Origin of the sequence: Sphingomonas sp. S-NIH.Pt3_0716 (genome assembly GCF_003950715.1) — a bacterium.
GTDB classification, from domain to species: domain Bacteria; phylum Pseudomonadota; class Alphaproteobacteria; order Sphingomonadales; family Sphingomonadaceae; genus Sphingobium; species Sphingobium yanoikuyae_A.
This window is the reverse complement of the sequence record NZ_QLJK01000030.1, coordinates 1-22,696: the sequence shown is the minus strand read 5'-3', so window position 1 is coordinate 22,696 and position 22,696 is coordinate 1. Positions and strand designations below refer to the sequence as shown.

Here is a 22,696-nt window from a genome sequence, read left to right as displayed (position 1 = left end):
CGCCCCTCATCGCCCACCTGTCATCGCCCACCGGGCATTAACCCTGCCGCATCCAGCAGCTTCGGGCAAACTGCGCAAATATGCCGATTTTGCCGTTAACCATTTTTTACGGCCTGCCGGGCATTCTGCCCCCACTCGCAAACCAAAGGTTGGAACATTGGGTTAGGGATACAGGGGAAGATCATGGCAAATAGTCTCAAAAGTGCGCAGTTCTTGATGGATAGTCGTATGGCCGGTGCGGCCCACGGCTCGGCAGAGGCCTGTTTCGAACTGGGCGTCGCCTATAGCTGCGGCACCGGGGGCATGCCGATCGACCTGGTCGAGGCCCATAAATGGTTCAACCTTGCGGCCCGTGGCGGCAGCGAAGCCGGCCAGAGCATGCGCGCCGAAATCGCCGAGGAAATGACCGCGCGCGAGATTGCCGAGGCCCAGCGCCAGGCCCGTGCCTGGATCGTCGCGACCGAAGTCCGCGCCGCCTGATCAGCCTTCCTTGCGGAAGGGCGTTCTTTCATTGAGCCACAAACGGTCGCGCTGCACTTCCTCCCGCTCGGCGTCGAGGAAGCCCGCCACCGCCCGGCGAAAGCTCGCATTGGGAATATGATGCGCCGAATAGGTGGGCTGCGGCGCATAGCCGCGCGCCAGCTTGTGGCCGCCCTGCGCGCCCGCCTCGACCCGGTCGAGCCCGCGCGCGATCGCCGCATCGATCGCCTGATAATAGCATAGCTCGAAATGCAGGTTGGGCACGTCCTCGCGGCATCCCCAATAGCGGCCATAGAGCGTATCTTCGCCGATCAGGTTCAGCGCCCCGGCAACCGCCTGGCCCTCGCGCAGCGCCAGCATCAGCAATATCCTGTCCGCCATCGTCTCGCCCAGGATCGAGAAGAAGGACCGGGTCAGATAGGGCCTGCCCCATTTGCGCGCGCCGGTATCCTGATAGAAATCCCAGAAGATGTCCCAATGCGCTTCGGTCAGGTCGCTGCCGGTCAGGTGGACGATCTCCAGCCCCTCGACCGCGCGCCGCCTTTCCTTGCGGATATTCTTGCGCTTCTCGCTCGACAGCTCGGCCAGGAAATCCTCGAACCCGGCATAGCTCCTGTTGTGCCAGTGAAACTGGCTGTCCTCGCGAATCAGCCAGCCCGCCGCCTCGAACAGCGCGATCTGGTCGGGATCGACGAAGGTCGCATGCGCCGATGACAGGTCGTTGCGCTCGACCAACGTCTCGATTCCCGCGATCAGCGCCGGCCCCAGCGTCGAATCGCGCAGCAGCAATCGGGGGCCGGGCACGGGGGAGAAGGGCGCGGCGATCTGTATTTTCGGATAATATTGGCCGCCCGCCCGCTCCCAGGCATCGGCCCAGCCATGGTCGAACACATATTCGCCCTGGCTGTGGGTCTTGGCATAGAGCGGCGCGGCGGCTGCAATCGTCCCGTCCGACCCGTCGATGACGATCGGCAGCGGCTGCCATCCGGTGCCCGGCCCGACGCTTTCGGACCGCTCCAGTGCGGTCAGGAAATCCCAGCTGATGAACGGATTGGCGCTGCCGGCACAGGCATCCCACTGCGCCCTGGGCAGGTCGGCGACGCCACCGGCGATGCGCGCGACAAATTCGCTCATGCTGGTCCCTCGAAGATGATCTGGTCGACATGGGCCGCAGCGATCGCCCGCTGCGCCGCGCTGCGCACCGTCCAGCTCAACACCGGCAGCCCCCGGCGACGGGCGGCATCGGCGAAGCGGAAGGGCAAGTCACGGATATCACAGGCCAGAAAATCGGGATTGGCCAGCCAAAGTGCAAGGGTGCGGTCGAAAAGCGCGCGCAGCCGCCCCTTATTCTGGCTGCTGCTCACCAGTCCGCGCACCATGTCCGGCCGATGTTGCGCAAACCAGCGCATCGCCAGCGGGTTGAACGACATCACCGCCACCGGCTGATCGCGGCCGTCGAGCGTCCTTGCCACCGCAGAGCAGGTCGGCGCGACATCGCGTCCCTCGACCTTTATCTCGATCAGCAGCGGCGTCGTGATACAGGCATCGAGCAGTGCGGTAAGGCGCGGGATCGCGCCGCCATCGGGCAGGCGCAGCGCGTCCAGTTCTGCCGTATCGCGATCCGCCACGGCGCCCGCTTGCCCGGCCATCCGCATCAGGCTGGCGTCATGAAAGACGATGGGCCGGCCGTCGCGGCTCAGCCGGACATCGCATTCGATGCCCAGCCCCTTGGCGATGGCGGCATCGAACGCCGCCATGCCATTTTCGCTGATGCCCGCCCGATGCAGCCCGCGATGGGCGAAGGGGCGGGCGGTCAGCCAGTCGGGCCGCTTATGCAGCGGGGCGAACCTGCACGATCGCGTCGATCTCGACGGCTGCGCCCAGCGGCAGCACCGGCACGCCGACGGCGCTGCGGGCATGCTTGCCGGCTTCGCCGAACACCGCGACCATCAGTTCCGACGCGCCATTGGCAACCTTGGGCTGGTCGGTGAAGCCGGGCGCGCTGGCGATGAAGGCGCCCAGCTTGACGATCCGCTCGACCCGGTCGAGGTCGCCGCCCAGCGCTGCCTTCATCTGGGCGATGAGGTTCAGGCCACAGGCACGCGCCGCCTCGACGCCATAATCAAGGTCGCGGTCTTCGCCCAGGCGGCCGGTCATCAGCTGTCCGTCCTTCAGCGCGATCTGGCCGGAAATATGCAGCAGGCCATTCACCTCGACCGCCGGCACATAGGCGGCGACCGGCGCGGCGGCGGCGGGCAGGGTGATGCCGAGTTCGGCAAGGCGGGCGTCGATGCTCATGCAATGGCTCCATTCAGGGGCGTTGAAAGTGCGGGTGCCGGCCCTTCGGCCAGGCGGGCGATGATCCATTTTTCGGCGCTGGCCCAATCGTCGATCCGGGCATGGGCCTTGTCCGCGACCGGGATGTCGCCGGCGATCTCGGGCTCGCCGACCATGTGCAGCCGCCACACATCGGGCGCATGACGCGCGACCGACGCATGATGCTCGCCCAGATCGTCGATGAACAGGGCGCAGCTCGGCTGGCGCTCGGCCAGGATATTGGCCAGCTTGCGCCCCTTGCCGCCATGGTTCCAGTGGACCGGCAGGTGCAGGCCATGGCTTGCGAGCTGTTCGATGCGCAGCTGGTGGTGGCGCTCGCCGATATTGGTCAGCACTTCGATATCGGCGATCTGTGCCAGCCGGTGCAGCGCCTCGACCGCGCCGCTGATCGGGGTCTGGCGCGCCATTTCGGTATCGAAAAAGGCGATCAGCAACTCCCACACCAGTTCGCGTTCCAGCGGAATGCCGCTGTCCTTGTGGCGCAGCGCTTCGGCAAAACCCTGTTCGCGCATGTCGAAATGCACGTCATGCGTCTCGTCCAGCCAGTGGCGGAACGGCACGACCATGTGCAGCAATACCTCGTCGCAGTCGGTGATGATCAGCGGACGGCTCATCGGCTCAGATTCTCCTTCGCGGCGATCAGGGCCGCCGGGCTGCTGTCGATCGCCTCGGCACAGGCAACCAGATCGGGTTCATGGTCGGCCAGGAAGGCCAGCACGGCGCTCAGGATCGCGCGATTGCCGACCCCGGCGCGCAGCGCATCGGCATCCAGTCCGGTCAGCGCCAGCAGCCGATCGGCCCGGCGACCATCGCTCAGCGTCCATCCCATTGCCATCAATGCCAAAATTTCGGCATCGGCGGCGCTATCCGGCTTGCCATTCTGGGTCTCGGGTCGCATGATTGGCTCTCGCGGAATGGGCGGCTATAGGCGCGCACCAAGGGGCTTCTCTGGAACGCGGGTGACTCGTGGCAAAGCGCGTGCTCGTTGTCGAGGACAACGAACTCAATCTGAAACTTTTTTGCGACCTGCTGCGCGCGCACGGGCATGACGTGCTGCCGCTGCGCGATGGCCGCGACGTGCTGGCGCAGGCGCGCGAATTCGCGCCGGACCTGGTCATCACCGACATCCATCTGCCCCATGTCAGCGGCTATGACCTGATCGTTTCGCTCAAGGGCGATGACAGCCTGTCGGCGGTGCCGATCATGGCAGTCACCGCCTATGCCGGGAAGGGCGACGAGGATCGTATACGCACGGCCGGCGCCGACGCCTATGTGTCCAAGCCGATTTCGGTGCTGCGATTCGTCGAACAGGTGAACGCGCTGCTGTAACCAGCCGGAAACAGCGTCACTTATGCGTCATCATTCGGTCGCCGCACTGACATCATAGCGCAGTTTGCGCGTCATCCTCCTCTGTCACGTCATGCGCGCCAAGGGCGCGGCGGTCATGCCGACGCTCGGATGCACAGGGGTATTTTATCATGTCTCATCTGACCGACGAGGCGCGCGCGGCCACGCGTGCGGCCCAGCCGACCATCGATATGGGCGACCAGAGCCTGGAGGCGATCGTTGCCGCCAATCCGGCCCGCCGCACCATCCTCAAGAACGGCCTGCTCGGCCTCTCCATCCTGCCCATGCTCGGCGCGCTGGCCGCATGCGATGACGATGATGAAGAGACCCCGACGCCTACGCCCACGCCGACTCCTACCCCCACGCCGACCCCGACGCCCAGCTATGGCATCAGCTTCACGCCGGTCGCCGCCAGCATGGCCGACACCGTGACCGTGCCGTCGGGCTACACCGTCGACGTCCTGCTCAAGGCGGGCGACTCGGTCGAAACCGGTACCCCCTATTCGGGCAGCTATCCGACCCCGGCCGACGCCGAAAAATGGGCCGGCGGCAATCATGACGGCATGGAATATTTCGAACTGTCGGGCACCGATGCCAATAGCGGCGGCCTGCTGGCGATGAATTTCGAATATCCCGACTTCAACATCCTGATGGCCGGCAGCTATGACGCGGCCACCGCGACGGCCGATCAGAAGGCGCTCGCCTTGTCGGCGGTCGGCATCGGCGTGGTCGAGGTCGCCAAGGCGTCGGACGGCAAATGGTCGGTCAAGGCCGGCTCGAAATATAACAAGCGCTACACCGGCAACAGCAGCTACAAGGCCAGCGGCCCCGCGTCGGGCCTGTTGTCGGGCACCATCAAGGGCATGCTCAACAATTGCTCGTCGGGCCGTACCCCCTGGGGCACCTATCTCACCTGTGAGGAATCGACCGACAATTATCTCGACCCGACACAGCCGGAGGAAAATTACGGCTGGGTGGTCGAAATCGACCCCTATCTGGAACTGGCCGTGCCGACCAAGCGCACTGCGCTGGGCCGTTTCGATCATGAAAATGTCGCCTATATGGCCGACAGCAACAACCGCGTGGCCTTCTATATGGGCCATGACGGCACGCCGGGCTGCATCTACAAGTTCGTCTGCGATCGCGCCTATTCGACCGGCAATCGCGCCGCCAACACCGACATGCTCGACCATGGCACCCTCTATGTCGCCCGCTTCAACGGCGACGGCACGGGCGAATGGCGTGCGCTGGTCCAGGGTGAAAATGGCCTGGTCGTCGGCGCGTCCGATCCGGGCAATGTCAGCCAGTTCACCACGGCGCCTGCCCCGACCACGGTCGATTTCGCCAACCAGGCGCAGGTGCTGGTCAACACCATCTCGGCTGCCCGTGTTGCCGGCGGTACCGTCATGGATCGCCCCGAATGGATCACGGTTGCGCCCGACAACAGCGCGATCTTCGTGACGCTGACCAACAACAGCAGCCGCAAGTCGACCGACGCCGCCAATCCGCGCACGACCAACCGCCACGGCCATATCATCAAGTTCAAGGAGGACGGCAATTCGCCGCTGTCCACCAAGTTCAGCTGGGAAATCTTCCTGCTGGCGGGTGATCCCTCGCTGGCCAGCTTCGGCGCCGCCACTGACGATCTGGAAGGCAATATCAACGGCGACACCTTCTCCAGCCCGGATGGCATCCGCATCGATCCCAAGGGCCGCCTGTGGGTCCAGACCGACCATTCGGTGCCGGGTTCGTCGGGTGATTCCAGCCGCACGATCGAACAGGTCTTCGGCCAGAATGCGATGTTCTACATCGACCAGTCGACCAAGAAGTCGATGCGCTTCCTGGTCGGTCCGGCCGGGTGCGAGATCACCGGTATCGCCTACACGCCGGATCTGGTGAACTTCTTCATCAACATCCAGCATCCGACCGGCAACTGGCCGGTTTCGGGCCAGCAGCCGCGCTCCTCGACCATCGTCGTGCGCCGCACAGACGCCAAGCCGGTCGGCAACTGACGATATCGGGCTCCCGATCTTCGGATCGGGGGCCTATCCGGCTCGCATGCCAACAGGAAAAGGCCCGCTCCCAACAGGGACGGGCCTTTTTCGGTGCCGAAAGATCAGGCGCGCGGGCGCGAAGCCCGCTACGGCTTACTTGATCTTGGCTTCCTTGAACTCGACATGCTTGCGCACGACCGGGTCATACTTGCTGAAGCTCAGCTTTTCGGTCGTGGTGCGCGGGTTCTTCTTGGTGACGTAGAAGAAGCCAGTGTCAGCCGTGCTGACGAGGCGGATCTTGACAGTTGCCGGCTTGGCCATGGCTTGGTCCCTGGTCTTGAAATAGCGTAAAAAGAAAAGCGGCCCTGTCGGACCGCCCCGTTTCAGCGGTGCCCCTTGGGGCAGATTCGCCCCGATGTCAAGGCTCGCGCGCCCAATGGAGGCTGCGCAACAGGCTTTACGGCCCTTTAACCCTATGCGCGCATGCTGCCAGGCGGGGCACGGATGAAGGGAGATGGCTCCATGCGACATGATCCGAAACTGGCGATTCTGGCGGACCTGCTGCGGCGGGTCGACGGACTCGCCGCCCAGCGCGGCCATGTGTCGGTGCCGCGCCTGCATGACGAGGTCGACCAGATCCGCCATATCGCACGCGCCTTCCGCGTCGATAGCGTCGGCGATCTGGCCGCCACGCTCCAGTCGGTCCTCTCGCTCGATGGGCTCGATTCGGTCGTCCTCTCCTATCTCGACCGGATGCGTGACGCGATCGCCGACGAATTGCCGCCGCTCGACAATATTTTGCCGCCGGCCGCCGCGCCCGCTACGGTACATCGCCTGCACGCCTGACGGGATTTGGAATGGACGCCTTGTTGATCGCCCTGCTGGGCTGCCTGTTCGGGGAAATCGGGGACAAGGGGCAGTTGCTCGTGCTCGCGCTCGCCCATCGCTATCAACGCGATGGGGCGATCATCGCCGGCGTCGCCGTTGCCGCCATCGCCAATGCCGCGCTTTCCGCGGCAGCGGGCGCCTGGATCGGGCCGATGCTCGGCCATGACGCACGGCTGTTGTTCATGGCGCTGTCGGTGCTGTTCCTGGGCGTCGGCCTGCTCTGGCCGGTGAAGATGCCCGACACGCTCGATGACTGGCGCATCGGGCCGTTCCTCACCACGGCGCTCGGCGTCTTCATCCTGGGCTTTGGCGACGGCCCGCAATTCCTGATCCTGGGCATCGCCACCCGCACGGCCGACCCGGCGCTGGCCGCGATCGGCGGCGCGATCGGCGTGATCGCCGCCAGCGTGCCGGTGATCCTGATGCGCGACCGATTCCTCTCCGTGCTGCCGGTGCGCGCGATTCGCCTGGTCGGCGGCGGCATCGCCATATTGGCGGGCGCAGGCATGGCGATGAGCGCGATCGGCCGGCTCTGATCGATTCCCTTCATCAGCCTGACCGATAAATTGCCCAAAGATTTCCGACTTGCGGGGGCACCTTATTGACGGACAATCATTATATGTCCGAAATCAATTCCGCCCCAACAGGAGGACAATGCATGACCGCCCCCGATCTCAAGACGCCCACCGACCTCAAGAGCAACGCCACCAAGTCGGTCGCAGAGGCCCTGAACGGTGCCCTGGCCGACAGCTTTGCCCTCTATCTCAAGACCAAGAATTTCCACTGGCACGTCTCCGGCCCGCATTTCCGCGACTATCATCTGATGTTCGACGAGCAGGCGACCGAAATCCTGGGCGTGACCGACCTGATCGCCGAGCGCGTGCGCAAGACCGGCAACACCACGCTGCGCTCGATCGGCGACGTCGCCCGTCACCAGAGCGTGAAGGACAATGACGCCGATTTCGTCAGCCCGGCCGACATGCTCCAGGAACTGCGCGACGACAATCTGGCGCTGGTCGAAACCTTCCGCGCAGTGAAGGCCGCCGCCACCGAGGCAGGCGACAATGCGACCGAAGGCATCGTCGACGACTGGACCGACCAGGCCGAACAGCGCGCCTGGTTCCTGTTCGAAGCCGCCCGCGGCGCCTGAATCCGAAAAGGGCCTCCCGGCAAATCACCGGGAGGCCTTTTTCCATGCGACGTCCGTTCGCTTCGAGCCTGTCGAGAAGCGTAAAGCGCTACGCCTCGTCCACCACCCCGATCGCCACGATCTCGATCGCACCGTCCTTGCCGGCAAAGTCGACCGCCTCGCCCATCTCGGCATCCATCATCGCGCGGGCCAGCGGCGCGGAAAAGCTGATCCGCCCTTCATGCGGATCGGCCTCGTCATCGCCCACGATCGCCACGGTCTTTTCCTGGCGGTTCAACCGATAGGTCACCCGCGTCCCGAACGCGACCGCTTCGCCATCGGCCGCCGGGCGCAGTTCCGCCGTCGCCAGCCGCGTGCGCCAGTAGCGCAGCACCCGCTTGTGCTTCTTGGCGGTTTCCTCGTCCATCGCAGCGGTGTCGATCGCTTCCAGCGCCGCCACCTGTTCCTGCGTCAGCCGCAATCCGCGCGCCGTGACCCAATTGGGACCGGGCGGGATCGGCAGCTCGAACTTGGGCTCCATATGCTCATCGTCGCTTTCGCGACGAAAGGCGACACTCATCTTGCCTCTCCAGAATTCCAATAATGCGGGACGACGGGACCGAACTGGCCGGTCAATCCTCGTCGAACAGCCCTGCAAGCTGTTCAACCATCGTGCCGCCCAATTGTTCGGCGTCCATGATGGTCACGGCGCGGCGATAATAGCGGGTGACATCATGGCCGATGCCGATCGCCACCAGTTGCACCGGCGACCGGTTCTCGATCCAGTCGATCACCTGGCGCAGATGCCGCTCCAGATAGGTGCCGCTGTTGACCGACAGGGTGCTGTCGTCGACCGGCGCACCATCGGAAATCACCATCAGGATGCGCCGCTCCTCGGGTCGCGCGATCAGGCGCGCATGCGCCCAGAGCAGCGCCTCGCCGTCGATATTTTCCTTCAGCAGCCCTTCGCGCATCATCAGGCCCAGATTCCTGCGCGCCCGGCGCCAGGGTTCGTCGGCCTTCTTGTAGATGATGTGGCGCAGGTCGTTGAGCCGTCCCGGCATCGGCGGGCGCCCGGCCGCCAGCCAGTCCTCGCGGCTCTGTCCGCCCTTCCAGGCGCGCGTGGTGAAGCCGAGGATTTCGGTCTTCACGCCGCAGCGTTCCAGCGTGCGGGCCATGATGTCGGCGCTGATCGCGGCGATGCTGATCGGCCGGCCGCGCATCGAGCCACTATTGTCGATCAACAGGGTGACGACGGTGTCGCGGAACTCGGTGTCGCGCTCGATCTTGTAGGTCAGCGACCGGGTCGGGTCGATCACGATCCGCGCCAGCCGCGCCGCGTCCAGAATCCCTTCCTCCTGGTCGAAATCCCACGATCGCAGCTGCTGCGCCATCAACCGGCGCTGCAACCGGTTGGCAAGCTTGGTGACGGCCCCCTGCAAGGACACAAGCTGCTGGTCGAGGAAACCGCGCAGACGATTCAGCTCATCCTCGTCGCACAGGTCGTCGGCGGTGACGACCTCGTCATGCTTCTGGGTATAGGATTTATAGTCGAAACCGGGGGGCAGGTCGGATGTCGGCCGATTGGGCCGTACCGGCATCATGCCTTCCTCGCCCATATCGTCGGCGCCGTCTTCCGCGTCGGCGTCGAACTCCTCGCTATAGTCGGTGTCGCCCTCTTCGGTCTCGCCGCCCTGATCCTCGGATCGGGCCTCGGCGTTCATGTCGCTGTCGCCCGATTCCTCCTGGCCGGAATCGCCTTCTTCCTGCTCTTCCTCCTTGTCCTCGCCCTCATCCTCGGGCTCGGGGTCGTCGGTTTCGGGCGGCACGTCGGCATCGACCAGTTGCAGATGCTCCAGCATCGCCTGGGTCAGCTTCTGGAAGGCGCGCTGGTCGTCGATGGCGAGGCCCAGCGCGTCGAGATCGGTGCCCGCCTTGTCCTCGATCCACTGGTCGACCAGCTTCATCGCCGGCTGCAATTCCTCGGGCACCGCCTGGCCGGTCAGCCGTTCGCGCACCTTGAGCGCCAGCGCGGTCGACAGCGGCACCTCGTCCGCCGCCCGCGCCCGGCGGATCGGATCGGACTTCAGGCGCATCGCCAGCGCCTCGTTCAGGTTCGCGCGCACGCCGTCCAGCGCCCGCGATCCGATCGCCTCGACCCGCGCCTGCTCGACCGCGTCGAACACCGCGCGCGCCACCGCTTCGCCCGGCGCCATCGCATTGTGCAGTTTGGCATTATGGTGGCGCAGCTTCAGCGCATTGGCGTCGGCAAAGCCGCGCGCCAGTGCCACCTGATCGGCGGGCAAAGCGCGGCTGGGCGTCGGCACCTTGATCGCCTTGCCCACCATGTGCGGCGTGTCGGCGGTGAAGCTCACCTCCACCTCCATGTCGCGCGTCATCGCCCGCGCAGTACCGGCCAGCACATCCTTGAAGGCGTCGAGGGGGGAACGTTCGGTCATGGCAAGTCCTTCAGCGCGGCGATGCAGGCCGCACGCAGCGGCGGCAGGTCACGCTGGATCGTGATGAGAATATAGCGGAGGTCGATCGAATCATACTCATGCCGCAGGACATTGCCCAGGCCGCGAATGGCCCTGGCGGGGATTGCAGGCGCAATCTCCTCCATCCGGTCCTCGCCGATCTTGATCACCGCTTCGGTTATCCGTTGCAGGCAGCGTTCGCAGGCATCCACCGTCTTGCGATCGGCGATGAAGGCCACGATCGCCATGTCGCCGACATAGGAACGGGCCGCGTCGATATTCTCGACAATATCCTGCAACCTCTGGGCTTCGCGGCTAGAAGACACAGACGCGATCCCGATCGATCTCGTGTTGCAGTCGTGCCTTGCGGGCCGGTTCGGTGACCATGTCGACGGCGACGCCCAGCGCCTCGCGCACCGCTTCGCCGATCGCGGCCACCTCGAACAGGCCGATCCGGCCATCATCGACCAGCTTGGCCGCGACATCGACATCGGAATCCGGCCGCTGTTCGCCCCGCGCGGTCGATCCGAACAAGGACAGGCTCACCACACCCATGGCCCGCAACTGGGCTTCATGGGCTTTCAGGCGATCGATGGCGGTGTTCCTGTCCATATATCCATCATAATGCCAAGCGCGGGCGCGGGCCAGCGTTCACCGGCCCTCCGGATCGTTCACGCGCGGCACGGCGACGGTCTCGATCTGCGTCTCGACCTCGCTCATCAGCTTGTGGACCGGGCATTTGGCCGCGACCGCGATCAGCTTGTCATGCTGCTCGTCGCTCATCGGGCCGGTCACGGCGATGCGGGTGGTCAGCTTGTAGACCCCGGCCCGCTCCTGGCTCGCATCGCGCACCACGCCGACATGGATATTCTCGACCGGAATGCCGTTGCGCTGCGCATACCAGAGCATGGTCATCGCCTTGCAGGCGCCCAGTGCCGAATCATACAGGTCATGCGGGTCCGGCCCGGCGTCATGGCCGTCGGGCGCCGACATGTCGGCGACGATCTCATGGCCCCGGATGCTGATCCGGTGCGCACTGCCGCCATTGGGGTCGATCCGTTCGACGACGATCATGGTTCCGCCCTTTCGTTCAAGGGGCCGTGCGAAGGTTCAGTTCGCGCGGCTCGCCACGCTCTCGGGCAGGTCCTTGCCAAAGACGCGCTGATAATATTCCGCCACCAGCGGCCGTTCCGCCTCATCGCACTTGTTGAGGAAGGACAGGCGGAAGGCGAAGCCGACATCCTTGAAGATCAGCGCATTTTGCGCCCAGCTGATCACGGTGCGGGGCGACATCACGGTCGAGATATCGCCGTTGATGAAGCCCTGGCGGGTCAGTTCCGCCACCTTGATCATGCTCTCGACCTCCTTGCGGCCGCCCTCATGGTCGTACTCGCCCGACTTCGCCAGCACCACCTGCGCCTCGGTCGCGGCGGGCAGGTAATTCAATGCCACCACCAGATTCCAGCGGTCCATCTGGCCCTGGTTGATCTGCTGCGTGCCATGATAGAGGCCGGTCGTGTCGCCCAGGCCGACCGTGTTGGCCGTCGCGAACAGGCGGAAATGCGGGTTCGGCCGGATCACGCGATTCTGGTCGAGCAGTGTCATCTTGCCGTCGGTTTCCAGCACGCGCTGGATCACGAACATCACGTCCGGGCGGCCGGCATCATATTCGTCGAACACCAAGGCGACCGGGCGCTGCAGCGACCAGGGCAGCAGGCCTTCCTTGAATTCGGTGACCTGCTGGCCGTCCTTCAGCACGATCGCGTCGCGCCCGACCAGGTCGATGCGGCTGATATGCGCGTCCAGATTGATGCGGATGCAGGGCCATTTCAGGCGCGCAGCGATCTGCTCGATATGGCTCGACTTGCCGGTGCCATGATAGCCCTGGACCATGACACGGCGGTTGAAGGCGAAACCGGCCAGGATCGCCAGCGTGGTGTCCGGATCGAACACATAGGCGGGGTCGAGATCGGGCACGCGCTCATCGGCCTGGGAAAAGGCCGGAACCTTCATGTCGATGTCGATGCCGAACATCTCGCGCACATCGACTTCGCGGTCGGGCGCCTCCATCAGCGTCTCGGAACGGGCATCGGGCTGGATGTTGGAAATGTCGGTCATGTCGTCATCATCTTCCTGCGAGTCACTCTCGCCCTAAACGATCGGGCAAGGGTGTGTCGAGACAGTGGGGGCTTCGCGCCCGGCGATCAAGCGGCCCATTCGGTCAGATTGGCCTCCTGTCCGACCAGTGCCAGCCCATGGGCGATCGATGTCAGCTCGCCGCCGGTGGCGATCCGGTCATGGCCGAAGCGGCGGAAGAAGATGTCGCGGATCGCGGGGATCAGCGACGATCCGCCGGTCAGGAACACCCGGTCGATGCTTTCCGGGGCGACATTGGCCTTGGCCAGCGCCTTGTCGACGGTCGCCTCGATCGCGGCGATATCGGCCGCGATCCAGCGCTCGAAATCGTCGCGCGCAACCTCGGTCTCGATTCTGATGCCGCCGCCCTCGAAGTGGAAGGTGGCGCTGTCCGCGTCCGACAGGGCCCGCTTCAGCGCGCCGACCGCATCATAGAGCGGATAGCCCAGTTCCTTCTCGATCACGGTGATCATCCGGCCGATCGCGGCGGGATCGCGCGCGGCCTTCTGCAATTTGGCCAGCTCGTCCATCGTCCGCCGGTTGCGCATCAGCGCCAGGCGCGACCAGTCGGCGAAATCGGCGAAATAGCTGCGCGGTATCTCCAGTTCCTTGCCGAAGGAGGTATAGGCGCCGCCCTTGCCCAGCATCGGCAGCACCAGCTGGTCCATGATGCGATAGTCGAACCGGTCACCGGCGAGGCCAATGCCCGCCGATCCCAGCGGTACGCAGCGCCGCGCCGCGCCCGGCGCCTCGACCCGTACCAGCGAAAAGTCGCTGGTGCCGCCGCCGAAATCCGCGACCAGGATGGTCGCCGCGCTGTCGAGCCGGCTGGCATAGCTGAACGCGGCGCCCAGCGGCTCATAGACATAATGGATCTCGCTGCCGAAGCTGGCGAACATCGCGTCATAGCGCTGCCGCGCCAGCGCCTCGTCGGGCCGCGCGCCGGCATATTCGACCGGCCGGCCGACGACGATGCGTTCGGGCCTCTTGTCCAGCGTGCCGCCGGCATGGCCGATCATCTTCCCCAGGAACATCTGCCCCAGTTCCTCGAAGCGATAGCGTTTCTCGAAGATGCTGGCGCTCTCGAAGATCGGGCTGGCCGCCACCGACTTGAACGATTGCAGGAACCGGCTGTCCTCTGGAAATTCCAGATATTCACTGATCGCCCAGGGGCCGGCCTCATGCGCCATGCCGCCCTTCACATGGCTGTCATGCCAGAAGCACAGGGCAGACCGGAACACCGCGCCAGTCGCCTGCGCGCCGGCAAATTCGACCAGTTCCGACTGGCCGGCATCGGCGATGGCGGCGACGCTGTTGGTCGTGCCGAAATCAAGGCCCAGCGTGCGGGGCTGATCCTGCATGGGGTCTCTCCGGGAAAATCGAGGGCCGGGCGCTATGGCAGCGTCATTCCCACCCGGCAAGGCCATCCTGTCCTACATCGGGGCGGGATGCCAGACCGGAATGGAACGCAAATATGCGAAGTCAGGCGAACACCGGCGCCTTGCGCAGATGGCCATAGGCCTCGATCACATTCTGCAGCTGCCCCTCCTTGGTGCGGTCGCCGCCATTATGGTCGGGATGATAGCGGCGCAGCAATTCGGTATAGCGGGTGCGCAGCGCCTTGCGGTCGGCGTCGATCGGCAGGCCCATCACCGACAGCGCCTTGCGATCCTCGGATGACAGGAATTGCCCGTCCTGCCGCACCTGCGCATCGGCCCGCGCCTTGGCGACCCGTTCCTTGAACTTGGCGCCGATCGCGTCGAGCGGATCCTGGAAGTCCGACCATTTGGGCGGCAGGCTGGCGGCATTGCTCGAAAAAGCACGGGTCTCCCGCTCCCAGCCGGCATAGGGGCGCTGGGCCGCGGCAATCTCCTCCGGGCTCATGCCGGTGAAGAAATTATAGCCCTGGTTGAAGGCGCGGACATGGTCCAGGCACAGCCAGCGCCATTGCGGCCCTTCATGATGCGACCGGTGGCCTTCCTGCAATGGCGCGCGAAATTCGCCCGGTTCCGGGCAGCCGGGCACGGCGCAGGGGCGGTCGCTTTCCACGCGGCCATGGAAACGGTTGAAACGACGGGTCGAGAAGGGATCGCTACTCAAGATTGTCCTGATGGAATGGCTGGCAAAGCAGCCTATATAGGGCGCATGACCACCGACCTCAAAGGCCCTGTCGCCACCGAAATCGAGGCGCGGCTGCGCGCCGCCCTGACTCCTGCCCATCTCGCCGTCATCGACGACAGCGAAAAGCATCGTGGCCATGCCGGCCATGACGGCTCGGGCGAAAGCCATTTCACCGTGGAGATCGTCGCCGAACGGTTCGTCGGTCAGAGCCGCGTCGCCCGCCAGCGCCTGGTCAATGCCGCGCTCGCCGACCTGCTGCGCGACAAGGTCCATGCCCTCGCGATCAAGGCCCGCGCACCCGGAGAAGCCTGACCCTAACGACAGGAGCCGTCCCATGTCGAGCGACAATGTGCTGCTGCAGACGATCACGCCAACGACCCATGATCTGGGCGATTTCAAGGTGCATCGCGCGCTCCCGGCGAAGGAGCGGACCATGGTCGGCCCCTTCATCTTCTTCGATCAGGCAGGGCCGGCGCTGTTGCCGACGGGGCAGGGAGTGGACGTCCGCCCCCATCCGCACATCAACCTCGCCACCGTCACCTATATGCTGGAGGGGACGTTCCTACACCGCGATTCGCTCGGCACGCAGCAGTTGATCGGCCCCGGCGCGGTCAATCTGATGACCGCGGGCAAGGGCATCGTCCATTCGGAACGCACCCCGGCTGCCGATCGCGGCCATGACAAGAGATTGCTGGCGATCCAGACCTGGCTCGCTTTGCCGGAGCGCGACGAGGAGTGCGATCCCGCCTTCGAGCATGTCGAGGGTGGCGGCCTGCCGGTGCTGGAGGATCATGCCTCCTGGGCGCGGGTCATCATGGGCACGCTCTGGGGCGAGACGGCACAGGTATCGACCTATGCCGACACCATCTATGCCGATATCCAGCTGCGTCCCGGCGGCTCGATCCCGGTCGATGCCATTGCGGAGGAACGGGCGCTCTATCTCTGGCAGGGATCGGCGACGCTCGACGGCATCGAACTGCTGCCCCAGACCCTCTATGTGCTGCGCCCCGGCGTGCCCGCGACGCTGCACAGCGACCATGGCGCCAACCTCGTCCTGTGCGGTGGCGAGGCGTTCGCGACCCCGCGCCATGTCTGGTGGAATTTCGTCTCCTCGACCAAGGACCGGCTGATGCAGGCGCGCGAGGATTGGGAGGCGATGCGCTTCCCGCTCATTCCGGGCGACGATCAGGAATTTATCCCGATCCCGCAGGGCCGGCCCAAGACCGTCAGTTACCCCTGACGGTCAGGCTTACTCCACGAAGGTCAGCGACAGATTTTCGGCATTCTTGGGAATGTCGATCCGGCTTTCGTTGATCGACGCTTCCTCGCCGGGCTTCAGCCGGGCCTTGTCCGCCTTGGTGGTCCAGCTGAAGACCAACCGGTTCTGCCGGTCGCGCAGCTGCACCAGCACCGGCGGCACCGGCAGCGCCTGCTTGCCGCTGTTCACGATCCGCGCGCCAAAGGCGAAATATTCCTCGCCGGTGGGCAGCTTGCGCCGCTCGGCAGGCTTGGAGAGGTAGAAGAGCAGGTCCGGATCGCCCTCTTCGGCGACCAGGCCCATATTCACCGCCCAAGCCGGCGGCCCGAAATAATGGAGCGCAGCGCCGGCGGCCGCGATCAGCAGGAAGAAGAGGACGGCGGCCCAGGTCAGCAGCTTGGCGCCATTGCGCCGACGCTTGGCCGGCAGCGACGGCGGCGGTGGCACCTCTTCGGCCGGCTGCGATACGCCCGCATAAATGTCGTCGAACCGGTAATCGGGGGCGATCGCGGGCGTCGGCTCGGCCGCAGGTTCGATCGGCGGCGGGGCAGCAGCTTCCGGCTGCGCGGGGGCTGCCGGTTCCGGCTCGGGCGCCGGCGTGAATCGCATCGGCGCTTCGGCGGGCGCCGCTTCCACGGGTGGAGGCGGCGGCGGTGGCGGAGGCGGAGCGGGCGGCGGCGCAACCGGCGCGGGAGCGACCGGTTCGGGTGCCTCTTCGCGCGCTGCGGGGGCGGGGCCTTCCTGGAACCAGCTATGCTTGCAGGCGGCGCACCGCACCTGGCGTCCGTCCGGGCCGACGGCGGTGTCGGGCACGATGTAGCGCGTCGCGCAATTGGGGCACACCAGGATCATTCTGCTTCATAGGCATGGCAGGGACTCTAGGGCAAGAGTCTGAAACACAGACCAGCTCATGGGCGCGACTCGCGGCATTGCGCGGGATAGTTTGTCGGCCTGCCCTTTACGCGTCCCCGCCGCCTGTGCCATGGCAGGGCTTCGGGGAAGCAGGGAGCGCATCGGCGCCACACGTCACTTATGTCGGCCATCGTCCAGTTCGAAAATGTCGGCCTGCGCTATGGTCTGGACAGCGAGACCCTGTCCGACGTCAGCTTCTCGCTCAACAGCGGCGATTTTTATTTCCTCACCGGCAGCTCGGGCGCGGGCAAGACATCCCTGCTGAAGCTCCTTTACCTCGCCCAGCGGCCCAGTCGCGGCGTGATCCGCCTGTTCGGCGAGGATGTGGTGACGCTCCCCCGCAAGCGCCTGCCTGGCTTCCGCCGCCGCATCGGCGTCGTGTTCCAGGATTTCCGGCTGGTCCCGCATCTGTCCGCCTATGACAATATCGCCCTGCCGCTGCGGGTCGCGGGCATGGAGGAAAGCGAGATCGACGCGCCGGTCAGCGAAATGCTGAACTGGGTCGGGCTGGGCGATCGCGGTCAGGCGCGGCCCGCCACCCTGTCGGGCGGGGAGCAGCAGCGCGTCGCCATCGCCCGCGCGGTGATCGGCCGACCGGAGATTCTGGTCGCCGACGAACCGACCGGTAACGTCGACGCGGACATGGCCCGCCGCCTGATGACCCTGTTCGAAGCGCTCAATCGTCTCGGCACCACCATCGTCGTCGCCACCCATGACCTGCCGCTGATGGCCCAGGTGGCGAGCGCGCAGATGATGCGGCTGGACAAGGGCCGGCTGGCCGATCCGACCGGCGCGCTGCGCTATCCGCCCCGCCCGCAGGGTGGCGTCTGATGGCCGGGGGCAATCGTCGCAGCGCGGCCGCCGCGCGCCATCGCCTGCTGCCCGCCGGCCGGGTGGCCGGGCCGATGCCCTGGATCATCGCGATCATGATGTTCCTGACCGTGCTGGCCGCCGCGGCGGGCCTGGGCCTTGGCACTGCCGTCCGCGCGATGAGCGCCGATCTGGCCGGCCGCGCCACGGTTCAGGTGGTGGAGGCCGATGCGCAGCAGCGCGACCGTCTCTCCGCCCGCGTGCAACAGGCGCTGCGCGGCAATCGCGATGTGCGTCAGGTCGCACCGGTCCCGGCCGCGACGCTGGCGCAGCAACTGCGTCCCTGGCTCGGCGCCGATGTGACCAGCGGCGACCTGCCGATCCCGGCGCTGATCGACGTCAGCCTGACGCCGGGCAATGCGGCGGCCAAGGTCGACCGGTTGCGCCGGTCGCTCGCCACCCTGTCGCCCAGCCTGCGGGTCGAACCCCATGCCGCCTTCCTTGCGCCGTTGGCCGGCCTGCTCACCGCGCTGGGCTGGCTGTCGGGCGGGCTGGTGCTGCTGATGGGGCTGGCCACCGGCGCCGTCGTCGTGCTGGCGGCGCGCGGCGCCCATGACAGCCATCGCACCACGATCGAGGTGCTGCACCTGATGGGCGCGACCGATGTGCAGATCGCTCGCCTGTTCCAGCGCCGGATCGCGCTCGACGCCACTATGGGCGGCGCATTGGGCTTTTCCTTCGCCGTGCTGGTGATCCTGCTGATCGGCGCACGCCTGTCGGCCACCGGATCGCAGCTGATGGGCGCCGTCGCCCTGCCCTGGACCAGCTGGGCGCTGCTCGCGGCACTACCGATTGCCGGCATTCTCCTGTCGACGCTCACCGGCCGCTGGACCGTGCTGCGCGCACTCGGGCGCTCGTTATGATCGTCCGCCTGATCGCCGTTACGCTGCTCGGCTGGATGCTGGGCTTCGCCTGGTTCGCGATGTTCCTGCCCCAGCCGCTCGATGGGCGACAGACCGATGCTATCGTGGTGCTGACCGGCGGTGCCGGCCGCATCGACCGCGGGCTGGCCCTGCTGCAGGAAGGCGCGGCCAAGCGCATGCTGATTTCGGGTGTCGACCGCTCGGTCCGCCCGGTCGAGCTGGCGGCCGAATATAAGACGCGCCTGTCACTCTTCACCTGCTGCATCACCCTGGGGCGCGAGGCGATCGACACCCGCTCCAACGCCATCGAGACGGCGCGCTGGCTGGAACGGCGCGATTATAAAAGCGTCCGCCTCATCACCACCGACTGGCATATGCGTCGTTCCGCGCTCGAACTGCGTCAGGCGCTTCCGGGCCGCATCAACCTTGTCTATGACGCGGTGCCCAGCCGTCCCAGCCTCACCATATTGGTGCGGGAATATAATAAATATCTCGCGCGCCGTGTCGCCGCGCTCTTTGGTATCTGATCCATGACCCTGTTCACTGCCCTTCGCTCGCTCGTCTTCATGCTGACCTTCTATGTCGGCACCGCCTTCTTCGTGCTGGCGGCCGTCATCGGCGGGATGTTCAAGCCCGCGCATGTCCAGTCGGCGGCGACCGGCTGGAGCCGCTTTCATCGCCTTTGCGTGCGCTGGATATTGGGGCAGCGGATCGTGGTTGATGGCGACCTGCCGATCGGTCCCTATCTCTATATCGTCAAACATGAATCGATGTTCGAGACGATCGACCTGCTCTGTCTGTTCGACCGGCCGGTGATCGGCGCGAAGCGCGAACTGCTCGACATCCCCTTCTGGGGCGGCATCGCCCGGCGCTACGGCCTGATCCCGATCGAGCGGACCGCCGGCGCCAGTGCGCTGCGAACCTTGCGCGCTTCCGCCAAGGACGCCGTGGCGCAGGGGCGGGCAGTCTGCCTGTTCCCCGAAGGGACGCGCGTTCCCCATGGCGAAGCGCCGCCGCTCAAGTCCGGCTTTGCCGGCCTCTACAGCCTGCTCGGCCTGCCGGTGGTGCCGATCGCGATCGACAGCGGCGTCGTCTCGCCGCGCGGCAAGTTCCTGAAGCGCCCCGGCACCATCACCTACAAGGTGGGCGAAATTGTCCCCACCGGCCTCGACCGCAAGGAGGCCGAGATCCGCGTCCACGCCGCGATCAACGCGCTCAACCCGGAATCAGCCCTTATCGGTCAGTGAGAGCGGCCGAAGTCGGGCTTGGCGTCGTCCTGGCCCTGTTCGATGATCGACCGGCGGATCGCGCGGGTGCGGGTGAACAGGTTGAACAGCGTGTCGCCGTCATTCCAGCGGATCGCCCGCTGCAGCGTCGACAGATCCTCCGAGAAACGCTGCAGCATTTCCAGCACCGCCTCCTTGTTCGCCAGGAACACGTCGCGCCACATGGTCGGGTCGGACGCGGCAATGCGGGTGAAGTCGCGGAAGCCGCCGGCCGAATATTTGATCACCTCGCTCTGGGTGACATTCTCCAGGTCGCTGGCCGTGCCGACGATCGTATAGGCGATCAGATGCGGCAAATGGCTGGTTACCGCCAGCACCAGATCATGATGCGCCGGGTCCATCGTCTCGACATCGGCGCCGACCCGGCGCCACAGTTCCGACACCCGCTCGACCGCCGCCGGATCGGCATCGGCGGGCGGGGTGACGATCGACCAGCTTCCCTTGAACAGGGTGGCAAAGCCCGCTTCCGGCCCGCTATTCTCGGTGCCGGCCACCGGATGCGCCGGAATGATGATGCGGCCGGGCAGGGCCGTATTGAGCTGCGCCAACACGTCCGCCTTGCATGAACCCACATCGCTGATGATCGCGTCGGCCGGTAGCTCGTCGGCAATCTCCGCCGCCGCTGCACCCATCGCGCGGACCGGCACGCACAATATCACCAGTTCGGCGTCGGTGACGGATGCGCCGGCCGTATCGGTGATGTCGTCGCACAGGTCGATGCGGCGGGCGGTTTCGCGCACCGCCGGGTCGGCATCATGGCCGGTGACCCGCACGGTCGGCATATATTCGCGGATCGCCCGCGCCAGCGAGGATCCGATCAGGCCAAGGCCGATGATGGTGACACGGGAAAAGGGCAGCATCGCGTCAGGCCGCCTCCGCCATGGCGCGCAGCTTGGCAGCGACGGCACGGGTCTGTTCCTCGGTGCCGATGGTGATGCGCAGGCCGTTGGGCAGGCCCTGACCCGGCAGCCAGCGTGTGGCATAGCCCTCGTCCCACAGCCCCTTCATCGCTGCCTCGGCGGTCAGCTTGCCGTCGAACAGGATCAGCAGGAAATTGGTGCGGCTGGGCACCGCGCGCAGCCCGTGGTTGGAGAGGGACGCGATCTCGCCCGCCAGCCATTCGCGCCATTGCGCATTATGGGCGCGGCTCGCCTCGACCCATTCATTATCCTGGATCGCGGCGACCGCAGCGGCCTGGCCGGCGGTGGTCACGTTGAACGGCGCGCGGATGCGGTGGAGGATGTCGATGACGTCCTGGCTGGCATAGCCCCAGCCGATCCGCTCGGCCGCCAGACCATAGATTTTCGAGAAGGTGCGGGTGACGAACACGTTGCTGGCGCTCTTCGCCAGTTCCAGCCCCGCATCATCCTCGTCCGCGTCCAGATATTCGGCATAGGCCTGGTCGAGCACGAACAGGATATCGGGGCGCAGCCCGGCGTGCAGCCGCGCAATCTCTTCCCGGCTGGTCATGGTGCCGGTGGGATTGTTGGGGTTGGCGAGGAAGACGACCTTGGTCTTCTCCGTCACGCAGGCCAGCAGCGCATCGACATCGGTGGCGTAATCGGCGTCCGGCGCCTCGATCGGCATCGCGCCGACGCGGCGGGCGGCGATGTCATAGACCGAAAAGCCGTAGCGCACATAAAGCACCTCGTCGCCCGGCCCGGCATAGGCGCTGGCGGCGATATGCAGCAGTTCGTCCGACCCGGTGCCATAGATGATGCGCGCCGGATCAAGGCCATGGACCGCGCCGATCGCCTCGCGCAGCCTGGCCGCGCCCGGATCGGGATAGGTGGCCAGGTCCGCCGTCGCCGCCACCAGTGCCGCGCGGGCGGCCGCACCGGTGCCGAGCGGGTTCTCGTTGGCGGACAGCTTGATCAGCGGCCGGCCGTCATCGGCGGCGGACTTGCCCGGCACATAGGCATGAATGCCGAGAATCCAGTCCTTGGGGGCGGGTTTTGCTGCAGCGTCGCTCATGGAGCGCGGCTTTAGCGGCTTCCGCGCCAAAGGCAAAGCGGCTGGATCAGCGCGGCGCTGCCAATTCCTGTCGCGCCAGTTCGCGTTGGGCGCGGAACACCGGATCGGACTGCAACCGCGCATAGGTGGCCGATGCCACGACCCGGCCGGCCAGCGTGTCGCTCAGCCAATGGGCGCGACAGATCACCCGGCTCTCGCCAAATTCATAGCCGCGCTTGAGCAGCGCATCCTGCTTGTCGGGCATGACGTCGGTCAGGACCAGCGCCAGCATCCAGCCGATCGCGGTATGGCCCGACGGATAGGAGCCATCCTTGCGCAGCATCGGCTCGTCCTGCGGGCGGCAGGTATTGCCGTCATGCTCCACGAACGGGCGCACCCGCTGATAATGGCCCTTGGCGCGCGAGGTGGAGAAGGCGGCGTCCGCCGCCGCGCGGCGCAGCAACATGGTGAGGTGCGGGTGGGTGCCGTCCGACAGCGACAGGCCGGCGATCGGCTCGAACGACTGGACCATATGCGGCCAGCCCAGGTCCGCGTCCGACGCGGCCAGCGCCTGGCGATCGGCCGGCGCGGCGAGCGCGGCGCGATAGGCTTCCTCGTCGGCCGCCTTGGCGGCGGTGCCGGGGG

General features: G+C 66.0%; 30 protein-coding genes. 12 read left to right on the top strand and 18 right to left on the bottom strand.

Annotated features, from left to right (window positions below; all coding sequences use genetic code 11):
- The first annotated feature begins 183 nt into the window (after nt 1-183).
- Nucleotides 184-480, top strand: a complete 297-nt coding sequence (locus BRX37_RS20690; RefSeq protein ID WP_029547874.1) for an SEL1-like repeat protein — start codon at nt 184-186, stop codon at nt 478-480.
- On the opposite strand, the gene BRX37_RS20685 is transcribed toward BRX37_RS20690, so the two are convergent.
- The 5 genes from BRX37_RS20685 to BRX37_RS20665 form a co-directional block, all read right to left on the bottom strand.
- Complete coding sequence (locus BRX37_RS20685; RefSeq protein ID WP_125989183.1) at nt 481-1,614, bottom strand: GNAT family N-acetyltransferase; 1,134 nt, start codon at nt 1,612-1,614, stop codon at nt 481-483. It abuts the gene before it with no gap.
- A complete protein-coding gene (locus tag BRX37_RS20680; RefSeq protein ID WP_486056842.1) occupies nt 1,611-2,237 on the bottom strand; it encodes a glycerophosphodiester phosphodiesterase family protein in 627 nt (208 codons plus the stop codon). The genes BRX37_RS20685 and BRX37_RS20680 overlap by 4 nt, the downstream gene beginning before the upstream one ends.
- A gap of 73 nt (nt 2,238-2,310) precedes the next feature.
- On the bottom strand, nt 2,311-2,778 hold the full coding sequence (locus tag BRX37_RS20675) for a RidA family protein (protein ID WP_007715324.1): 468 nt from the start codon (nt 2,776-2,778) through the stop codon (nt 2,311-2,313).
- Complete coding sequence (locus BRX37_RS20670; RefSeq protein WP_125989181.1) at nt 2,775-3,431, bottom strand: HAD family hydrolase; 657 nt, start codon at nt 3,429-3,431, stop codon at nt 2,775-2,777. The genes BRX37_RS20675 and BRX37_RS20670 overlap by 4 nt, the downstream gene beginning before the upstream one ends.
- Entirely contained in the window at nt 3,428-3,715 is a 288-nt protein-coding gene (locus BRX37_RS20665) for a DUF3572 domain-containing protein (protein WP_125989179.1), read from the bottom strand. The genes BRX37_RS20670 and BRX37_RS20665 overlap by 4 nt, the downstream gene beginning before the upstream one ends.
- 68 nt (nt 3,716-3,783) lie before the next feature.
- Here BRX37_RS20665 and BRX37_RS20660 point away from each other — a divergent pair, with 68 nt between their 5' ends.
- On the top strand, nt 3,784-4,146 hold the full coding sequence (locus BRX37_RS20660; RefSeq protein ID WP_170978437.1) for a response regulator: 363 nt from the start codon (nt 3,784-3,786) through the stop codon (nt 4,144-4,146).
- Nucleotides 4,147-4,295: 149 nt separating this feature from the next.
- The gene (locus tag BRX37_RS20655) at nt 4,296-6,176 is read left to right on the top strand and encodes a PhoX family protein (protein ID WP_125989177.1); all 1,881 of its coding nucleotides are present in this window, start codon (nt 4,296-4,298) and stop codon (nt 6,174-6,176) included.
- A gap of 135 nt (nt 6,177-6,311) precedes the next feature.
- Here BRX37_RS20655 and rpmG read toward each other — a convergent pair whose 3' ends face one another.
- Entirely contained in the window at nt 6,312-6,479 is a 168-nt protein-coding gene (rpmG, locus tag BRX37_RS20650) for a 50S ribosomal protein L33 (RefSeq protein WP_004208953.1), read from the bottom strand.
- A 201-nt stretch (nt 6,480-6,680) separates the two neighbouring features.
- Here rpmG and BRX37_RS20645 point away from each other — a divergent pair, with 201 nt between their 5' ends.
- The 3 genes from BRX37_RS20645 (at nt 6,681) to BRX37_RS20635 (ending at nt 8,196) form a co-directional block, all read left to right on the top strand.
- Complete coding sequence (locus BRX37_RS20645) at nt 6,681-7,004, top strand: hypothetical protein (protein WP_004208952.1); 324 nt, start codon at nt 6,681-6,683, stop codon at nt 7,002-7,004.
- Between the two features lie 11 nt (nt 7,005-7,015).
- On the top strand, nt 7,016-7,582 hold the full coding sequence (locus tag BRX37_RS20640) for a TMEM165/GDT1 family protein (protein ID WP_037522168.1): 567 nt from the start codon (nt 7,016-7,018) through the stop codon (nt 7,580-7,582).
- Nucleotides 7,583-7,704: 122 nt separating this feature from the next.
- Complete coding sequence (locus BRX37_RS20635; protein WP_125989175.1) at nt 7,705-8,196, top strand: Dps family protein; 492 nt, start codon at nt 7,705-7,707, stop codon at nt 8,194-8,196.
- 88 nt (nt 8,197-8,284) lie between these two features.
- On the opposite strand, the gene BRX37_RS20630 is transcribed toward BRX37_RS20635, so the two are convergent.
- The 8 genes from BRX37_RS20630 to BRX37_RS20595 all read right to left on the bottom strand — a co-directional run bounded on the left by BRX37_RS20630 (nt 8,285) and on the right by BRX37_RS20595 (nt 14,888).
- Complete coding sequence (locus BRX37_RS20630) at nt 8,285-8,755, bottom strand: GreA/GreB family elongation factor (RefSeq protein WP_125989173.1); 471 nt, start codon at nt 8,753-8,755, stop codon at nt 8,285-8,287.
- A gap of 52 nt (nt 8,756-8,807) precedes the next feature.
- Nucleotides 8,808-10,634 (bottom strand): cobaltochelatase subunit CobT, encoded by a 1,827-nt coding sequence (gene cobT, locus BRX37_RS20625; RefSeq protein ID WP_004208948.1) that lies wholly within the window; start codon nt 10,632-10,634, stop codon nt 8,808-8,810.
- On the bottom strand, nt 10,631-10,978 hold the full coding sequence (locus tag BRX37_RS20620) for a HepT-like ribonuclease domain-containing protein (protein WP_004208947.1): 348 nt from the start codon (nt 10,976-10,978) through the stop codon (nt 10,631-10,633). Before BRX37_RS20620 ends, cobT begins: the two co-directional genes overlap by 4 nt.
- Entirely contained in the window at nt 10,968-11,264 is a 297-nt protein-coding gene (locus BRX37_RS20615; RefSeq protein ID WP_004208946.1) for a nucleotidyltransferase family protein, read from the bottom strand. Before BRX37_RS20615 ends, BRX37_RS20620 begins: the two co-directional genes overlap by 11 nt.
- A gap of 39 nt (nt 11,265-11,303) precedes the next feature.
- Nucleotides 11,304-11,726: an OsmC family protein gene (locus BRX37_RS20610; RefSeq protein ID WP_099233277.1), complete on the bottom strand. Its 423-nt coding sequence runs from the start codon at nt 11,724-11,726 to the stop codon at nt 11,304-11,306.
- 36 nt (nt 11,727-11,762) lie between these two features.
- Nucleotides 11,763-12,770, bottom strand: a complete 1,008-nt coding sequence (cobS, locus tag BRX37_RS20605) for a cobaltochelatase subunit CobS (RefSeq protein ID WP_004208944.1) — start codon at nt 12,768-12,770, stop codon at nt 11,763-11,765.
- An 86-nt stretch (nt 12,771-12,856) separates the two neighbouring features.
- Nucleotides 12,857-14,149, bottom strand: coding sequence for an Hsp70 family protein (locus tag BRX37_RS20600; RefSeq protein ID WP_125989171.1), 1,293 nt, complete (start codon nt 14,147-14,149; stop codon nt 12,857-12,859).
- Between the two features lie 121 nt (nt 14,150-14,270).
- Nucleotides 14,271-14,888: a J domain-containing protein gene (locus tag BRX37_RS20595; protein WP_125989169.1), complete on the bottom strand. Its 618-nt coding sequence runs from the start codon at nt 14,886-14,888 to the stop codon at nt 14,271-14,273.
- 45 nt (nt 14,889-14,933) lie between these two features.
- Between BRX37_RS20595 and BRX37_RS20590 the strand changes: the two genes are divergently transcribed.
- Together BRX37_RS20590 and BRX37_RS20585 are read left to right on the top strand one after the other, a co-directional pair.
- Nucleotides 14,934-15,221 (top strand): BolA family protein, encoded by a 288-nt coding sequence (locus BRX37_RS20590; RefSeq protein ID WP_004208941.1) that lies wholly within the window; start codon nt 14,934-14,936, stop codon nt 15,219-15,221.
- A 22-nt stretch (nt 15,222-15,243) separates the two neighbouring features.
- Nucleotides 15,244-16,149: a pirin family protein gene (locus BRX37_RS20585; protein ID WP_125989167.1), complete on the top strand. Its 906-nt coding sequence runs from the start codon at nt 15,244-15,246 to the stop codon at nt 16,147-16,149.
- A 9-nt stretch (nt 16,150-16,158) separates the two neighbouring features.
- On the opposite strand, the gene BRX37_RS20580 is transcribed toward BRX37_RS20585, so the two are convergent.
- Complete coding sequence (locus tag BRX37_RS20580) at nt 16,159-17,019, bottom strand: MJ0042-type zinc finger domain-containing protein (protein ID WP_125989165.1); 861 nt, start codon at nt 17,017-17,019, stop codon at nt 16,159-16,161.
- Nucleotides 17,020-17,199: 180 nt separating this feature from the next.
- Between BRX37_RS20580 and ftsE the strand changes: the two genes are divergently transcribed.
- Genes ftsE through BRX37_RS20560 form a run of 4 tightly spaced genes read left to right on the top strand, consistent with a single transcriptional unit; the run spans nt 17,200 to nt 20,059 of the window.
- Nucleotides 17,200-17,910 carry a cell division ATP-binding protein FtsE gene (ftsE, locus tag BRX37_RS20575; protein ID WP_010338642.1) on the top strand — a complete coding sequence of 237 codons (711 nt, stop codon included), beginning with the start codon at nt 17,200-17,202 and terminating at the stop codon, nt 17,908-17,910.
- Entirely contained in the window at nt 17,910-18,812 is a 903-nt protein-coding gene (locus BRX37_RS20570) for a cell division protein FtsX (RefSeq protein ID WP_017502748.1), read from the top strand. The genes ftsE and BRX37_RS20570 overlap by 1 nt, the downstream gene beginning before the upstream one ends.
- Nucleotides 18,809-19,339, top strand: a complete 531-nt coding sequence (locus tag BRX37_RS20565) for a YdcF family protein (protein WP_004208935.1) — start codon at nt 18,809-18,811, stop codon at nt 19,337-19,339. The genes BRX37_RS20570 and BRX37_RS20565 overlap by 4 nt, the downstream gene beginning before the upstream one ends.
- 3 nt (nt 19,340-19,342) lie before the next feature.
- Nucleotides 19,343-20,059, top strand: a complete 717-nt coding sequence (locus BRX37_RS20560; protein ID WP_206434200.1) for a lysophospholipid acyltransferase family protein — start codon at nt 19,343-19,345, stop codon at nt 20,057-20,059.
- Here the strand turns inward: BRX37_RS20560 and BRX37_RS20555 are convergent.
- From BRX37_RS20555 to BRX37_RS20545, 3 genes are all read right to left on the bottom strand, one after another.
- On the bottom strand, nt 20,053-20,958 hold the full coding sequence (locus tag BRX37_RS20555; protein ID WP_125989163.1) for a prephenate/arogenate dehydrogenase family protein: 906 nt from the start codon (nt 20,956-20,958) through the stop codon (nt 20,053-20,055). The two genes, BRX37_RS20560 and BRX37_RS20555, sit on opposite strands and share 7 nt — an antisense overlap.
- A gap of 4 nt (nt 20,959-20,962) precedes the next feature.
- Entirely contained in the window at nt 20,963-22,072 is a 1,110-nt protein-coding gene (gene hisC / locus BRX37_RS20550) for a histidinol-phosphate transaminase (RefSeq protein ID WP_125989161.1), read from the bottom strand.
- A 46-nt stretch (nt 22,073-22,118) separates the two neighbouring features.
- Nucleotides 22,119-22,696: acid phosphatase (locus BRX37_RS20545; protein WP_164522499.1), on the bottom strand; the 578-nt coding region annotated here is incomplete at its 5' end.